This window comes from Oceanobacillus massiliensis str. N'diop, assembly GCF_000285495.1.
GTDB lineage: Bacteria > Bacillota > Bacilli > Bacillales > Amphibacillaceae > Oceanobacillus > Oceanobacillus massiliensis.
Genome location: NZ_HE610976.1, coordinates 1,029,607 through 1,044,843 on the forward strand (window position 1 = coordinate 1,029,607; position 15,237 = coordinate 1,044,843).

A 15,237-nucleotide genomic window follows, 5' to 3' on the forward strand; every position below is an offset into this window, starting at 1 on the left:
ACTTTCTAATACAAAGTAACCCGTAAGAATGCAATGAATCACTCTTACGGGTTTACTTATAATATTTGCTTTAAGATGTCTCCTTCTATCACAAATTCACTTCGCTGCTTTACCACTATTTGTGATACGGTTCAACTAAATTCACTGGTAATATATATGTTCATACCTAATTTCCATATAAATAAAAGGAGACCATAATAGTCCTCTGGTTTCTTACCTCATCACTTTTTAATAGTAATTCCTTTATACACAATACCTTTTCAATTAAACACTCTATCATTTTTAATTTGATTTCCCTATTTCTCTTTTGATTTCTTCTATTCGTTTTTTTCCCCAATCATACATCATTTCCACAATTGGAAGTAACGTCATTCCCAACTCAGTCATTGAGTATTCCACTCTAGGCGGAACTTCTGGATAAACCTCTCGATGTACAATGCCGTCTTCCACCAATTCCTTTAATTGATTCGTTAAAATTTTGTGGGATATTTTAGGAAATAATCTTTGCAATTCACTAAAGCGGTGCGGACCTTCAACACCTAAATGCCATAGAATCACAACTTTCCACTTTCCACTGATAATCGATAAAGTAAGTTCTTTTTCACAGTTGTAATCACCATTTATTATCTTCTCTTTAATTTCATCTCTAAGTGTATCCAACATATCTTCGGCCTCCGCTTTCAATTGTTACTTTAAGGTTACTCTGTTACAAAAAAGTGCATTCTTCTCAGAATTACAAACAGGTTGTAATATAAATATGTGAGTTAAAGATAAACTATTTTAGGAGGAATAACAATTATGAGTAAAAAAGCACTTTTAATTATACCACCCGAAAGATTTAATGAAGATGAATTATTTAAACCGAAAGAGGCACTTGAAAATGCAGTAATAGAAGTAACAATTGCAAGCACAAAAACTGGCGAAATTATTGGCGACTTTGAAGGTAAGGCAATTTCCGAAAAGGTCTTCTCCGATACTACAGCAACCGACTTTGACGTTATTTCTGTCATTGGCGGATCTGGCACATATGATCATCTTTGGGAAAACAAGGAATTATCCACCTATTTAAAGAAAGCATATAAAGATAATGTTATAGTTACCGGAATTTGTGCTGGTGCAGTCACTGTTGTGAAAACCGGATTACTTGAAGGTAGAGAGGCAACTTGCTACCCTGTTGACGTACAAAAAGACCAACTGAAAGAAAATGATGTAAAATATGTCGAGAAACATGTTATTGCACATAGTGACATTATCACAGGTGACGGCCCAGATGGCGCCGAAGAATTTGGAAAAGCACTAGTTAATGCAATAAACTAACATAAAAGATGATATAAGCCTTTGGTGTATACCGGAGGCTTTTTCAATGTTTAATCTTCTCTTATTCCTTATTTTATGTTAGTAAATAACTTATCTAACCACTGATTTTCAAGCACAATTTCTGCTCTTTGTTTTACCACTATTTGTGATACGGTTCAACTTGGTTCATTGGTAATATATATGTTCACACCTAATTTCCATATAGAATAAAAGGAGATCATAGTAGTCTCCTGTCTCCTTTTATTTGATTTATTACTAACCTTATTACTTTTTCAAATTATTACTCTCGATAAATCTATCAAAATCATCATCGGAAGTGTTTTGAACAATTCGTTGTTGATTATATCTCTCATATTCTTGAATCGCAATCTCATCTGCAACGGCTTTCGAGACTTTTCCAGCGTTTTCAAGAATATCACGATCATTGAACTTCAGAAATGCATTTAGTCTATCAATCCAATCCTTCATATACATTGGGCGGTGGCGTTCTGCCTGATCCTCAGCATAATCTAAATACATCGTAACAATTCGATTAAGCGACTTTAACTCCTTTTCAGATAGATAATTTTTAGCAACAGTAACATCTCGTTTTCGTACTTTATCACCTTTCCATGAAGTAAGTCCCATGTTTTCTTTCTCCGCATCTGATCTATTTGAAATAAGTTCAGCAGCCGTCATACCATGGATTGCAAAATGTAATTTGTTTTGAACTGTTGCAAAGAACTTCTGAGTAATCTCGGCATCTGGATTATAATCTACAGATGTAGCGTAGATATCCGTAATCTTTTGGTAGAACCTCTTTTCTGAAGCACGGATATCTCGAATTCGTTCCAGTAACTCATCGAAATAATCCTCTCCGAAGTTGCGCATTTCTTTCAAACGATCATCATCCATTGTAAAACCTTTGACAAGATATTCATTTAGACGAGCAGTTGCCCACTGTCGAAATTGAGTGCCTCGATGAGAACGAACTCGATAGCCGATTGCGAGAATCATTTCAAGGTTGTAGAAAGATACCTCACGTTCAACCTCTCTCTTTCCTTCAGTTTGAACTATTCGGTTTTTCCGAATAGTTGCCGATTCTTGAAGCTCACCTTCTGCATATATATTTTTAATATGCTCATTAATTGTGTTTACACTTTTTTGATATAATTCGGCAATTGCTTTTTGTGTCATCCAAACGGTTTCATTTGCCAATCTAACATCAATTTTTGTATTTCCATCCTCAGTTTGATAGATTAAAATGTTTGTTTCATTCTGCATTCTAGTCACTCCCATTAAAAAATTATTACCCGTCTTTTCTATGTACTATTATACCATTTTTAACACTAAATACTTAACAAAAATGGAACACTTATTCGCATCAATTATGGCTTACCTTTGTACGAAAACGCCCCCTCAAACTTTTTAGAGGGGGTCAACTAAACTATTATTTAATTTGTTCTAGTACCGTTTCACTTAATTCAACTTCCACTCTTTGCTTTACCACTATTTGTGATACGGTTCACCGTGATGTATCTAAATGAGGTTTTTATTAGTTATGTCTACAAAATTTCACGTTCTTTTAAAATTTTGTAACTTAAATATTTTTCAATAGTATTCTTGATTACCCTTGAATTGGTTAAGTTGCTTAGTTCACCAGCCAATTCTGCTAGCATAGATTCTCTGTCAATCGATAACAGAATATCTTTTTCCTCTTGTGGCAGGCTTTCAAAAGATTCATTGAATCGACTAGTCAATAATGAATACTTATCCTCATCGCTTAATTCTTCGAACCGAATACATTCAGTAATTCTAGAAAAGATAGCTGAACCTACATTCTTTTCAATTTCATCTTTTGTGGAGTAGTTTGAAGTGCAAATGAAAATTGCATTGTCGACTTTAGCGGTATAATTCCTATCTTCTATTTTCCCCTCGTCGAAAAGCTCATAAAATGCACTATATAAATTAGGGTTTACTTTATCAAACTCATCAAATAATACAACATTGGTCTCTCTATAAAGTAAATCCTTCGCTAAACTATCCTCTTGAGGGTCTGAACCAAACAAAAATCTGAAAGCGTGTTCTGTTTGATACATTGATAATTGAAATCTTTTAATATTATCATTATCATATATTGCTTCGGATATTATTTTAGCTGTTTCAGTTTTTCCCACTCCAGGAGGGCCATAAAACATAATGACTATTGGTTTGTTACTGTGCCGAACCCTTGATACATTAATAACAGGTAGTAAAACGTTTTGTACATGTTCTTGTCCTACAATCCTCTCTTGATAAATCCTTTTTAGTTCTGTTAGTTTCTCTACTGCAAGCTTCCCATAGTCATGGTATTTTATCTCCACAACATGATTCCTTTGAAGTGATGCGACGATATTGTTTGGTGGATTTTGAAAGTAAATATTCTCACATTCCAAATTTCTAAACAAAAGCATTATATTGTTGATTAAACTTGTAGACATTGAAGCGTACTCTTGTCTATAACAAACTATCGTGTTGTAAGTGTATTCTCTTGGACTCCAAGATGAATCTTCTGTTCTAATAGTAAAAGAGCGTTCTGTTTCAACTACTTGCATCATTACTTCATTCATTGTCACAAATGAATCTTCATCAATAAACTCTTTAAAAGCATTATCTGGACCATAAAAAATGTTAACTTTCATTATTAGCAACTCCAGCCAATATAACATCGTATACACTTAAAAGTTTTTCGTTACTCTTTTTTTCATTTTTAGAGCCTTCATTGTTCTCTCTTTCAACAAGATTTTCAAAGGCACTATTATTATCTGTGGACTTTTTCTCACCGAATTCGGATTCCCATTCTAAATGAGATTCTTCACATTCTCCCACCTTTATTCCAATAACAGTTAACTCCATCTTTGTTAAATCATTAAGTCTATAGTTGTTTCTTAATGCATTGAAATTAAATCGGAATACTTTCTTGTTTGTATCATTATTATGAACTGAGACTAATTCGTAGTAACCCTTTGCATCACTGAAAATCTGGTCTAATGCACTTAGCTGGATAGGCATATCGCTACCAAAAGATTCTTCTTTAATTATTTTTAACATCGGAGAAATCATCTTTAAATAAGTGACTGAATTGGGAACAAATCCAAGTCTTACTTTGTCAAAGATTCCAAAATTCATTGCTAAATTTTCTGGTTGCTCATTTTTATCTATATATACATCTTCTAAGAAATTTGATAACACAGTACTACTAAGTGTTTCACTTACTTTGTTATCTCCAGTTCTATTGTAGGATGCAGTCCCAGCAATCCTACCTTTGATTCCAAACAATGAATCAACTATAAATGAAAGTATCTTAGGGTCGGTTGATGCCTCAATGCCCACTTCTCCAGCAATTTTTTTCACACGTTGAATGATATCCGTAGATACTTTATCATAACGTCCACCATGCTTTGCCTCTAAATAATCTAGAGCAGAACCCTCATCAAAATAAACTATCTTTAAAAAGTGAGCTTTATTTTTTTCATTTTTCAAAGCAATTCCCCCGATTTATAAAGATATCTCTATTAAATAATGATTTCTTATAAATTCATCAAAAGCAACTTTTGACATTACCTAAGCAATACTTATGATGAAGCCTAATATTCACTCTTCAATACCTTAAGTATAATCTACTATTTTATTAAAAAGGAACCTAATCTCCATTGATTCCACTGATTCTTTTTTTCTGCTCTCCCAGGAGCAACACAAAAGTCATTTATTACCGTAGCATCTCCTGAATAATCAAATGGAAGTGAATCTTTATTTTGATTTACATATTGAGCAATATACTTACGGGCAGCAGTTACACCTGATAAATCGTCTTGTAATAGCTCAATCTTATCATTATAGACTTTATCTACCTTATATGGTTTATGTGACTTACTACCTGTTATAATAAAATAAAGTTCGTCACTCTTATTTATATGACCTATAATTTCTTTAGGCATACCTGACGAACGCCTCTTGGACCTGAATTTATTTTTTAATATTAAGAAATTTTGTAATAGATAACGAAGAACTTCATCATCAGTTTTAATCTCTTCCAAACTCTCCATAATATTATCCCATGTAAGGCGAATAACTTGAACATCTTCCTTACCTATCAATCTTTTATGTGCTGATATTTGTCCCTCATCTAAAACTCCTCTTATTTTGAATTCAAAAAGTATATTGAAATTTTCTCCACAAATCCATGCATATGGTATTGACCCGGAATTATCTTCTAATTCTGAATGGGGTAAACCACTTTTATATGGAGCAATACCAATAACAAACTCATATTCTTTTTGTGGTTGGGGGCAAAATTTCTTTCTTGTATGTATAGACAAGGAAGTATGTTGAAAATCAAGAGATTCCTGCGGTATTAATTCCTTAAGAAACTGAGGTAAAATTAATTGATTTTTATAATCTAAGATACACATTAGTATGTGTGTATAATGGTCTTCTTCTTGTTCCTGATACTGAAAGATGTTCAATCTTTTGCCTCCTAAAAATTGAAATTTCATTGAAAATTTATCATGGAATTCATAACCATCAACTTTAAGCATTTAAAATGGAGAAGATGGAAATAGACTGAGTAAATCTTTCATAGTTTCTTCGCCTATGTCTATTCAACTTAACTCATATAAGTTGAACTTAAATAGTATTCAATCCATATATTTTTTCTTTACTGAACTTAAGCCTTACTCAGCAACAGAGGCATCTATTATATTAATTACATGACTAGCAAATTCTTCTGTCAGCTGAATTTTATCTAATCCAAACATTAACCCATTAAGGTTTTTCCCCTTATTATTTTTCGTTATAGGAGCAATAAAATCGTATGAAGCTTGTATGCTTGAAATTGTATTATCAAAAGTATTCCATCTTTGACTATAAGCTGGACAAAGGTTCCTACCTTTAACTTCCCAAGGCCATCTGCTAGACGTCCCTTCTAAATAATAAGGACCTTCAATAACTTCAAAGTAACCTAACAACTTAGTCGTTCCCACACCGTAGCATATGAGAATATCTCCTACTCTTACAGAAGTAGGTTTCTTCTTAGAGAAATGAAGCTTTTGTATATCTGTCGATAGTCTCCTCTGCTCAGAAAAGGGCTCGTCCGATACTCCAACGGGCTTAATAAAGTAACGTTTATCAGATGAAACTGTATGCTTTCTTTTTTTCAGTATATCACTGACAGTTAAACTTATTTTTGGTTCTTTAGACACAGGAGTTGCTTTTGAAAAGGCATCTATCTTTTTTATTATTTCTTCTAATTCTGTAGTAGTTAATACTCTGCTTTCAACACTATTGATTTCACTAATTAATTTTAATAATACATTACTATCGTCAATTAGAACGCCCCATTCATGATTAGTTTCTAATCCAGAATTAGTAAAATTAGCAGAAGTAATAATACCTTGAACTGGTACTCCTGATTTCAAAGATACATAGATTTTCCCATGCAACTTATTGTCAATACGGACGTTGAAACTTATATTATTCCTTTGGCAATTCACGCCAAAGGAATAGAGTGAGTTTGACTTTTTTAATAAATCAGGACTATTATCTTTTAGTGTAGTTATCAACGAAATATGTCTGACATCCCTACCGTTTAGGTCTCTAAAAAAATCATCAAATGACTCCATTAGGAATGGACTTATTATCATAAGCTCATCTGCATTTAAGAGAATTTTTTTAACTTCAATATAATGGTTAGAAAAAATATTATTTAATAGTTTCATAATCTCCCTCACCTCACATAGAGCTGTAACAATTTACCTATTTTAGTATACATTATTTTTGATTTCTATGAATAGTAAGGGAGAATTTTACTTTCTTTTACACTTTCAAATAGTAATGTAATTGTATATCTTCTAACTGAGAAATTCCTATTCTCAAACACAAGTAAGAATTTAATTGTATTTCTTCAACATATTCAAGTACTAATCTATTTTGTAACAGTAAGTCTAATTCTTTAGAATCCTCAACTATTAATATTGCTTGATGATTTTCAAGAAGAAATTCTTCAATCCTTTCACCATTACTTAGATACTCGTATAAGTGAGAAAACTCACTGCTTAGGTAGTTTAACAATTCATCTGGTATACCTCCTGCAAGGTTATTAAGGTCTGTCAAACATTGAATCCTTTTCATCAACGATAACTCCTTGAAGGATTCTGTGTAAGCTCTGATATTAAACAAGCTACAATTCCAACCACTGTTCCCATTAAAAAGTATTGCATTTTAATTCCCCCCTTTATTTTTCGGCTACTGTTTTCTTCACATACACATAGATGGATACGCCAAACGCCACACCTGCTTTAAAAAGGTCAATTGGTGTCATGAACTCACCTCCTTTACCGTAAAATAAAACACGAAAAAAGAGACGAAAACTCTTATAGAGCAAACCTCTCTGACTTGTAAACGTATTGATTGTTCTACCTTTCCGACTGCCATTTCTTCATATAAAGCTAATGGGCTTAACAAGTGCACCATCTTTCAGCAAACCAATTCCGATATCCTTTAAACCATGCTTATCCTGTAATAAGTACACAACGTTTGATGCACCGCCATCGTAGAAGAATACCCAACATGTTAGTTCTGGTTTGTTTTCATCTGGAATAGTAGCCTTAACCTTTTCGTTTCTTATGTCATCTACTGAAAGAGTTCTAACATCCGCTTTCCAGTCCTTCCAAGCTAAATGTGGGTGATGCTCCTCCATGTAATTCCTGAATACATTAATAATGCTCATAAGTTATTTGCTCCTTTTTATAGGTTAATTAAAATAGAAAAAGGGGGAGAGAACTCATCCGTAATAGATGAATCCTCTCCCCCTTTAAAGGTGAAGTGTTTTGCAACTTCTTTATTGAGTTGTATTTGTATCGTATCAATCTTTCGGTCCTCATTGATGGTGATTTGACGGATGAGCAGGTGCATCAGCCTTTTCCTCTGCTCTCTGGTCAATGACTCTTGATAGGCAATCATGAAGTTCTGCATAACCTGTTTGACCATAGAAAAGTTTATAAGCTGTGTACCACCTTGCCCCATCTGCGATTCAATTGGTGATAGCCTCTCTTCAAGTCGTTCCTTTTCTTCATTCAACGTGGATAATCGTTGAACAAGGTCAGCTTTTTGAATCAAATCATCTTCGTACAGACCAAGGACCTTCTCTTTCTTTTGTTGATTAGATTCTATTGCCTTTTTCAAGGTCTCATACTCGTGTTGAAGTGGAGAAGAATCTCGTTCTTTCTTGTTATTAATCCGTTCAACAATTTGCTCTATAAGCACATCACTTGTTGCTATGTTTGATAGCTTTTCAAGTACATAAGGGTCTGCATAATCCGTCCTTACTCCATTCGAGCGACAAACCGCTGAACCTTTGTTCTTCCAAGCTCCACATACATAATACTCCAGAACCTTTTTTGTTCCATCCTTGAGTGTATTCGTTGTCCTGCCAATTACCATTCCTGCCCCACATGCAGGACACTTCATGATACCAGTGAGAGGGAACTCGCCGTCATGTATTCGGTTAGGCTTGCCGCTTCTGCTCGCCATGATATTTTTTGCTTTTTCCCATGTTTCTTCTGATATGATGGCTTCGTGCTGCCCCTTTTCAATTACAGGGTGAGGATTGATATTGTTTCTCCTCTTCTCGTTCCAATCTCTCCGGACATTGTATCGAATAAATCCTGCATAAAGGGGATTGCTTAAAATCGTTTTTACCCCGTTGATAGAGAAGTCTTTGTTCTTTTTTGTTCGATGTCCTTCATTGTTGAGTTTGTTTGCGATGGATTTGTAACCATTCCCCTCAACGTAAAGGTCAAATACCTTTCGGACCGTTTGCGCTTCTGTTGGATTAATCACAAGGGTAGATAGCTTTCTTTTACGATTCTCTCCTGGAACGCTTACGACATCATAACCAAGCACCTGACCACCATTCCAGGAACCTTCCTTTGCTCGTGCTAACATCCCCATCTTTACGTTTTGAGCGATATTATCTCGTTCAAATTCTGCAATAACTGCCAACATACGGAACTGCATTTTTCCAGCAGGAGTTGCTGTTTCATAGTTTTCAGTATATGAGCGAAAAACAATATTTTTCCCTTCAAGTTCTTCAACAATATTAAGCAAGTCTTTCGTCTTTCGAGAAAAGCGATTCACCTTCCAAACAAGCACTAATTCAAAGTCTTTACTATTGGCATCATGTAGTAGTTGTTGTAAAGCAGGTCTACCTTTAATATTTTTTCCACTTTTACCTCTGTCCACATATTCCTTATGAACAACGTAACCTTCTCGCTCGCACATTTCTCTAAGAACTCGTACCTGTTCGTCAATACTGTACCCTTCTTCTGCCTGTTCCAACGTAGAGACTCGGGCATAGATAGCGGCTCTTTTCTGTGTTCCAGTTCGGCTAAATTGGTCAAGCTGGTCATGTAGTTGCCTCGCTGAGTTCGGCATCAAATTCACCCCCTTTCTTGTTTTCATCTTTAATTAACCAACGTGCTACCAGTGACAGCGGAATCCCTTGCATGGCTGCTAACCTTAAATGTCTCGTATTGAGTAATTTGCACATGTACTCAAACACTCTCAATCCTTCTCCTGTGGAAGTGTCGAAAGGTTCCATTACTGAAAAAATTTCCACACCATATCTTGCAAGCTCTCGTTCTATTTGTTGAAGTTCTTTCCCATCAGGAGTAAGCGTGAATACATCCCAAACAACAACTGCCCCGAACAAGCCTTCAGCAGCATCCTCCAACATTTGCTTTAATACTTTTCTTCTTTTCTCATTAGATTCCGAGCTTGGTTCCCAGTAGACTCTACTGACTTGATATCCAACACGCTCACACTTGTCTTTTAAGACCTGGACGTCTCGATGAACTCTGTACCCCTCGGGTTGGGTCCACGATGTATTTCTTGTGTAAATTACTATCTTTTCTTGGTTCTGCTGTTCAGTTTCATCTCTGCTTATCATTGGAATCTCCTCCTTTGGGGTGTTTTGTAAGGTACTCTGTGACCATCTCCGCCAAGATGTCTAACATATTTTGATATTCGTAGATTGAACTTTCTTTTTCGTTCATGGCAAGTTCTCCTCATCGATGTAATAATATATATTTCATTTCCTTGATAGAAGGGGGGAGGGGTGGTTAGCTAAAACAAAACTTTCATTGGGTTTTTTGCCTTTGGTATTGAGCAGTTTTTTGCTTTTTCACACACCCCCTACCCCCCCCTAGAACTGAATAATATCGCCAGCTAGAGTAGGGAACCGGAAATCTTCCAATTCTATCAGCTTTATTCCGTCAAAGTAGACAGTTCCTTTAACTTTCTTCTTCACAATCGAGATATTTTCTCTGTCTAAAATCACTTTGAAATAGCGCCAAAATACTTGACGTGATTTCGTTCCTTTGTCGTCAATTCCCTGGACATTTAACCATTGACTATACATATTGTAGAAGTCTGACTGTTTAGTTCGGGAACCGACCTCTTGGACCACATGAGAGTGAAAAAATTCTCTCACTGGATTTTGCTCATCAAAGTAAGCACGTTCCGTTTCTTCAATTGCTTTACAGGCACTAAATTGATAGTTATTGCTTCTCAACCGCTTCAATCCTAATATCGCCCAATTAAGAATTCCAGGCAGTTCCTTAAGCAGTTCGTCTTTCAAATCTACGTCTCGTTCGTCTTTCTTAAAGGTTCTTGAAAAAGGCACGATAATAAGTTTTCGAAAATAGCCTTCTGTAACGTCTGATGAATCAGGAAGGTTGTTGACTAGAAACACCAACCGGCAGTATGGGCGGTAACTAATCGCAGGACGATACTTAATGTTAATAGTGATGTTATCTCCACTAACAATCGCCTTAAAGTTTTCGGTTTTAAGTGCCTTTCCACCCATTTCGTTCTCGGCAGATATGTTAAGCGACTTACCAATCATACTTTCCATACCGAATTGGTCATTAAACTTGGATAGAGGTACGCTGCTGACGTTTTGGGGTCCAACTAATTCAGTGATAATTGAAGCCAAAACACTTTTACCATTGGCTCCACTCCCGTAATAATAAACCGCTTTTTCAGCCTTGGTGTCTCCTGTCAACCAATAACCAATCAGTTCCTGATGAACACCAATTAATTCTTCATCGTTAACTGTTATGTCATTCATGAAATCAAGAAACTTCGGAGCCTGAGCGTTTGAGTCATAATCAATGGGAATTTGAACTGTCGAAAGAAAGTCAGGAGAGTGTGCTTCCAACCTAAAGGTCGATAAATTCAACATACCGTTTCTTACGTTGATAAAGTCTCGCTTTGTATTCATTTCATCAACTGTCGGTGCTTCACGTTGAAGAGCCTTGGAAACCTCAGCTTCATAGTTACTCTTCCAACTGTCCCACCTGCCTTCATGCATAACAGTTCGGATAACTTTTCCCAAATTCACTTCGGAAAGTTCTTCATAGAATCCATTCATGTTGTAGAGGAATAACCTTCCGTCTTTTGTCGAACGCACATGGCATCGTTTAAGGAAATGCCTTGCAAATGCATTGGGATTAAAGGCAAATTGGTTCTTTTTCTCATCATAGAGGAAGCCTCTTTCTTCTGCTTTTCCAACCTTTAAGACATGAACCATCTCCAAAATTAAAGCTTCTGGTACTAGTGATTCAGTAATCGTGTCAGCAGTTCTGTAAAGTTCAAGAGACTGTCCTTTCGGCATATCATAAACGTATTCCATTAATGCAGAAAAGAACTCACTTTCTTCACCAATTGCTGTCATATTGACAGCTGTTTTTAACACTGAGAGCCTTTTTGGAATTGCTATTTCTTGGACCAACACTCTAAGTATTTCAGAAGAATTTAATAACCTTACTTGGCTTATTGGATATAATGTAAGAAATTTTTGCAATTCATATATTTTTTTTATCATGTCTTTTCTCCTTTTGGTTTAGAGAGAGAAGGTTATTCTTCTCTCTCTATTAATTGGTGTGATTTTCTATGCTCTTAACAACTAATCTTTCATATTCATCCCCAGCTTCGGTAATGTAATGGTCAATTTCACATGTTCCTCTCAAGCCAACTAACTGTTGAACGGTAATCCTTTGCCCCTCGAATATCGACCTAAAGCTCATTAAAAACTTCATTAATAGCGATTCAGGATTTGAAGAAATAATGAAAGGAACTGTTATCTGTACCGGAACTTCTTCGCTTGATTGAGATAGTGAAAAGGTAAATAGGTATTGGTCATATGAACCAAACTTCCCTTGAATACCTTCTTTTGTTGCAACACTATTAATTTGGAAAAGGCATACCCCCTTTCCCACCTTCGCTTTTCTCGGCAATCTCACTTTACCGTCCAAAAAAGTGATTAGCCGTTCAAGAGGCGATTCACCTTCTATTAGATTAGAATAATTGGGTTCCAAATTGTTAGTGTCATAAGGCAGTTCTTCTTGAGACTCTTCTATATTTTCCAGCTGCAGTTCTTGGGCTTCACTTTCCTGCTCCAATGCACTCACTCTTTCTTTTTCCTTCATTTCATTAAACTCCTTTTCTCCTTGGAGTACTGGTCGCCTAACCTTTTTCAATGCCATTTAATTAATCCTCCATTCTATTTTTAAATCAAACTATCAAGTTGGAATGTAAAAGTATTAGTATCTATGACAGAATCTAAGTACCATGCAACGATAATTACATTCTCTTTAATCTCATAACCCACTGGTTTCTTATCAAATTTCACTAAGTTATCAACAACAAGCTGAATCTTCTTCTTTCGCTCTTGTTCTTCCATATCCACAAACAGTGTTTTTTTGTAGCGATTAATTTCGGCAAACATCATCACGTTCTTTAAGGAAATAATATTTTGTAACACTTCATATTCCTTTTCAATTTTGAAATTTCTTTGTAATTCAATTCCAAAATCGTATAGGTCTATTAAATGCGCTTCTTTTTCGGATGCTTCACAAAAAACTTCATTACTTCTTTTCGAATCATCTAATAATGTTAGATTTCCTTTATAGTTCTTTCGAATATGATTTACTAATGACATTTCATTACCCCCTAATCGTTTTGTCCTGCCAAATGAATATATCGCATAAAATTTATATTTTGAATAACAAATTACTTTTATATCAATGGTTCATTCTTTATAAAAATTCATTTATAATATAATTATTCATTACTTTATTCATTAGGTAACTCGCGCCATCATCTTTTCAATTAAAAACAATTAGTCTACTATCGATTGAAGATTATTCAGTCAGTTTTGAATAGTTGGTAATGAAACAGCTATTTAAAGAACGTTATTTTGAAATGTGTCTAAAATGTGAACTTTTTCAGGAGGAGTTAAACATCATGGATTCAAATATCAAATCTATTAACAAACAAAGAAGTTCTGCTAAAAGCACCCGACAAAAATCTATCCGGCTTATATTAGAAAGGAATGATTTCTCTAGACATGAGGACATCGTGTTTGAACTAAAGAAACAAGGGATTGATACTAGTCAATCAACAGTGCAGAGGGATTTAAAAGAACTTGGCTTCAAAAAAAATAGCTATGGTTTTTTTGAACTTTCATACAAGGAACAAAAAAAATACAACCTAGATATCCTCTATGAATTGCTACATAGCAGTGATGCCGCAACATGTGGTCACGTCAAAACATTTTTTATTAAAACAGATAAAGGAAAAGCTCAGGAAATCTCCATGCTTATAGAGGAAGTGTTTAAAGGAATCGTCTTAAAGACAATAATTGACCAAGATAGCATTGTGCTTTTTGCAGACGGAGATGAAGTTTCAGACGAGTTCTTGGAGCTGTTCGATGGGGAATAACTAGATAGCAAAAGGAGGGTGTGATTCACCCTCTTTATTACTTCTCAATGTGGGTATTCGATTCTAAATAATCTACATACCACCAATCCTCGTATCCAAGTTCTCTTTGGTATATATCCCCTCTTTCAAAGCATACCTTTATCTCAATAACACCAGATTTGTCTTTCGCTAAAAAGTAGACAAAAGACAAATCAGCCATATCAAACGTAACTCCCTGGAATGAACGTTCTTCTAATTCATCAATTAGCTCGCTCCATTTACTAGAGCGCACCTTATGTGTCATTCTCATTTCCCTCACCGCTCAATAAAATTTCTTCGTGAACTTTCTCTCCATTTTTTAGGCAAATTAAAAAGAGTGATTGGTTCGTATCAGCATCAGATGCTACACAAACCAACCACTCATGTTCTTTATTATCGTAAACGCAATAGTGAACCAATACCATTTCTGGGACAATCTTAAGCAGTTCTTCTGAAACTAAATTTTCATCAAGTTCTTCCTTATACAAAAGAGCCGACTCTTCTCCGACTTGTTCTTCATCAACATCAATTCCAAATTGCAACGACATAAAGATAGCGAAATGTTCGGCGTTGTAGTAACACATTGACCTTCCTCCTTATATGTATCCTTTTTCTTTCAAGGATGTGTAGTTTCCCTCTCCAATAATGAGATGGTCCAACAGCTCAATACCCATTAGCTTACCTGCTTCAGCAAGACGTTTTGTAACGTCGATGTCTTCTCTTGATGGGGTGGTTTCACCAGAAGGATGATTATGAGCTACCATGATGCTCGCTGCAGATGACAAGATAGCTGATTTCATAACTTCACGAGGACTAACGATACTGGCATTTAAGCTACCAATATGGCAGACATTTATGGATACTGGTTGGTTCTTGGTGTCTAAGGTTACAACAATGAAATGCTCACGGTCTTTATCTTCTAAGAATCCTTTTAGTAATTCATACGCATCCTGTGGTGAGCGAATACTCCTTTTTTTATAGAGGATACTAGATTCTTTTACTAACTTGACTGATACAATGTTAACCCTCTTTGCAGGTAAATTATTCATTTATTATCTCCTTTAATATAAATAATTTAGAGGTTATCCCTAATGCCCTGTA

The 15,237-nt window shown here is 35.3% G+C and carries 19 protein-coding genes; 2 read left to right on the forward strand and 17 right to left on the reverse strand.

The window, feature by feature from the left end; genetic code table 11:
* Positions 1-282: 282 nt before the first annotated feature.
* Positions 283-663 carry a winged helix-turn-helix transcriptional regulator gene (locus OMHG_RS04880; protein ID WP_010648814.1) on the reverse strand — a complete coding sequence of 127 codons (381 nt, stop codon included), beginning with the start codon at positions 661-663 and terminating at the stop codon, positions 283-285.
* Positions 664-798: 135 nt separating this feature from the next.
* Here OMHG_RS04880 and OMHG_RS04885 point away from each other — a divergent pair, with 135 nt between their 5' ends.
* Positions 799-1,317 (forward strand): DJ-1/PfpI family protein, encoded by a 519-nt coding sequence (locus tag OMHG_RS04885; protein ID WP_010648815.1) that lies wholly within the window; start codon positions 799-801, stop codon positions 1,315-1,317.
* Positions 1,318-1,581: 264 nt separating this feature from the next.
* On the opposite strand, the gene OMHG_RS04890 is transcribed toward OMHG_RS04885, so the two are convergent.
* The 13 genes from OMHG_RS04890 to OMHG_RS04945 all read right to left on the reverse strand — a co-directional run bounded on the left by OMHG_RS04890 (position 1,582) and on the right by OMHG_RS04945 (position 13,336).
* Positions 1,582-2,580, reverse strand: coding sequence for a virulence RhuM family protein (locus OMHG_RS04890; RefSeq protein WP_010648816.1), 999 nt, complete (start codon positions 2,578-2,580; stop codon positions 1,582-1,584).
* A gap of 281 nt (positions 2,581-2,861) precedes the next feature.
* Positions 2,862-3,977, reverse strand: a complete 1,116-nt coding sequence (locus tag OMHG_RS04895) for an AAA family ATPase (RefSeq protein WP_010648817.1) — start codon at positions 3,975-3,977, stop codon at positions 2,862-2,864.
* Positions 3,967-4,818 (reverse strand): DUF6414 family protein, encoded by an 852-nt coding sequence (locus tag OMHG_RS04900; RefSeq protein ID WP_010648819.1) that lies wholly within the window; start codon positions 4,816-4,818, stop codon positions 3,967-3,969. The genes OMHG_RS04895 and OMHG_RS04900 overlap by 11 nt, the downstream gene beginning before the upstream one ends.
* 140 nt (positions 4,819-4,958) lie before the next feature.
* Positions 4,959-5,873, reverse strand: a complete 915-nt coding sequence (locus tag OMHG_RS04905; RefSeq protein ID WP_237566136.1) for a hypothetical protein — start codon at positions 5,871-5,873, stop codon at positions 4,959-4,961.
* 135 nt (positions 5,874-6,008) lie between these two features.
* A complete protein-coding gene (locus tag OMHG_RS04910; RefSeq protein ID WP_010648823.1) occupies positions 6,009-7,052 on the reverse strand; it encodes a restriction endonuclease PLD domain-containing protein in 1,044 nt (347 codons plus the stop codon).
* 97 nt (positions 7,053-7,149) lie between these two features.
* Entirely contained in the window at positions 7,150-7,464 is a 315-nt protein-coding gene (locus OMHG_RS04915; RefSeq protein ID WP_010648825.1) for a hypothetical protein, read from the reverse strand.
* 307 nt (positions 7,465-7,771) lie between these two features.
* On the reverse strand, positions 7,772-8,062 hold the full coding sequence (locus tag OMHG_RS04920; RefSeq protein ID WP_010648827.1) for a hypothetical protein: 291 nt from the start codon (positions 8,060-8,062) through the stop codon (positions 7,772-7,774).
* A 17-nt stretch (positions 8,063-8,079) separates the two neighbouring features.
* On the reverse strand, positions 8,080-9,768 hold the full coding sequence (locus OMHG_RS04925) for a recombinase family protein (protein WP_010648828.1): 1,689 nt from the start codon (positions 9,766-9,768) through the stop codon (positions 8,080-8,082).
* Entirely contained in the window at positions 9,740-10,282 is a 543-nt protein-coding gene (locus OMHG_RS04930; RefSeq protein WP_010648830.1) for a recombinase family protein, read from the reverse strand. The genes OMHG_RS04925 and OMHG_RS04930 overlap by 29 nt, the downstream gene beginning before the upstream one ends.
* Positions 10,266-10,388: a hypothetical protein gene (locus tag OMHG_RS19220; protein WP_010648832.1), complete on the reverse strand. Its 123-nt coding sequence runs from the start codon at positions 10,386-10,388 to the stop codon at positions 10,266-10,268. Before OMHG_RS19220 ends, OMHG_RS04930 begins: the two co-directional genes overlap by 17 nt.
* A 149-nt stretch (positions 10,389-10,537) precedes the next feature.
* Positions 10,538-12,220: a DNA primase family protein gene (locus OMHG_RS04935; protein WP_010648834.1), complete on the reverse strand. Its 1,683-nt coding sequence runs from the start codon at positions 12,218-12,220 to the stop codon at positions 10,538-10,540.
* A 49-nt stretch (positions 12,221-12,269) separates the two neighbouring features.
* Positions 12,270-12,824, reverse strand: coding sequence for a hypothetical protein (locus tag OMHG_RS04940; RefSeq protein ID WP_147629004.1), 555 nt, complete (start codon positions 12,822-12,824; stop codon positions 12,270-12,272).
* A gap of 80 nt (positions 12,825-12,904) precedes the next feature.
* Positions 12,905-13,336: a hypothetical protein gene (locus tag OMHG_RS04945; protein ID WP_010648838.1), complete on the reverse strand. Its 432-nt coding sequence runs from the start codon at positions 13,334-13,336 to the stop codon at positions 12,905-12,907.
* 305 nt (positions 13,337-13,641) lie between these two features.
* On the opposite strand from OMHG_RS04945, the gene OMHG_RS17485 reads away from it, so the two are divergent.
* The gene (locus OMHG_RS17485; protein ID WP_010648839.1) at positions 13,642-14,118 is read left to right on the forward strand and encodes an arginine repressor; all 477 of its coding nucleotides are present in this window, start codon (positions 13,642-13,644) and stop codon (positions 14,116-14,118) included.
* 37 nt (positions 14,119-14,155) lie between these two features.
* Here the strand turns inward: OMHG_RS17485 and OMHG_RS04955 are convergent, their stop codons facing one another.
* Genes OMHG_RS04955 through OMHG_RS04965 form a run of 3 tightly spaced genes read right to left on the reverse strand, consistent with a single transcriptional unit; the run spans position 14,156 to position 15,185 of the window.
* Entirely contained in the window at positions 14,156-14,401 is a 246-nt protein-coding gene (locus tag OMHG_RS04955; protein WP_010648841.1) for a hypothetical protein, read from the reverse strand.
* On the reverse strand, positions 14,391-14,720 hold the full coding sequence (locus OMHG_RS04960; protein WP_010648842.1) for a hypothetical protein: 330 nt from the start codon (positions 14,718-14,720) through the stop codon (positions 14,391-14,393). The genes OMHG_RS04955 and OMHG_RS04960 overlap by 11 nt, the downstream gene beginning before the upstream one ends.
* A 12-nt stretch (positions 14,721-14,732) precedes the next feature.
* On the reverse strand, positions 14,733-15,185 hold the full coding sequence (locus OMHG_RS04965) for a JAB domain-containing protein (RefSeq protein ID WP_010648843.1): 453 nt from the start codon (positions 15,183-15,185) through the stop codon (positions 14,733-14,735).
* Positions 15,186-15,237: the final 52 nt, after the last annotated feature.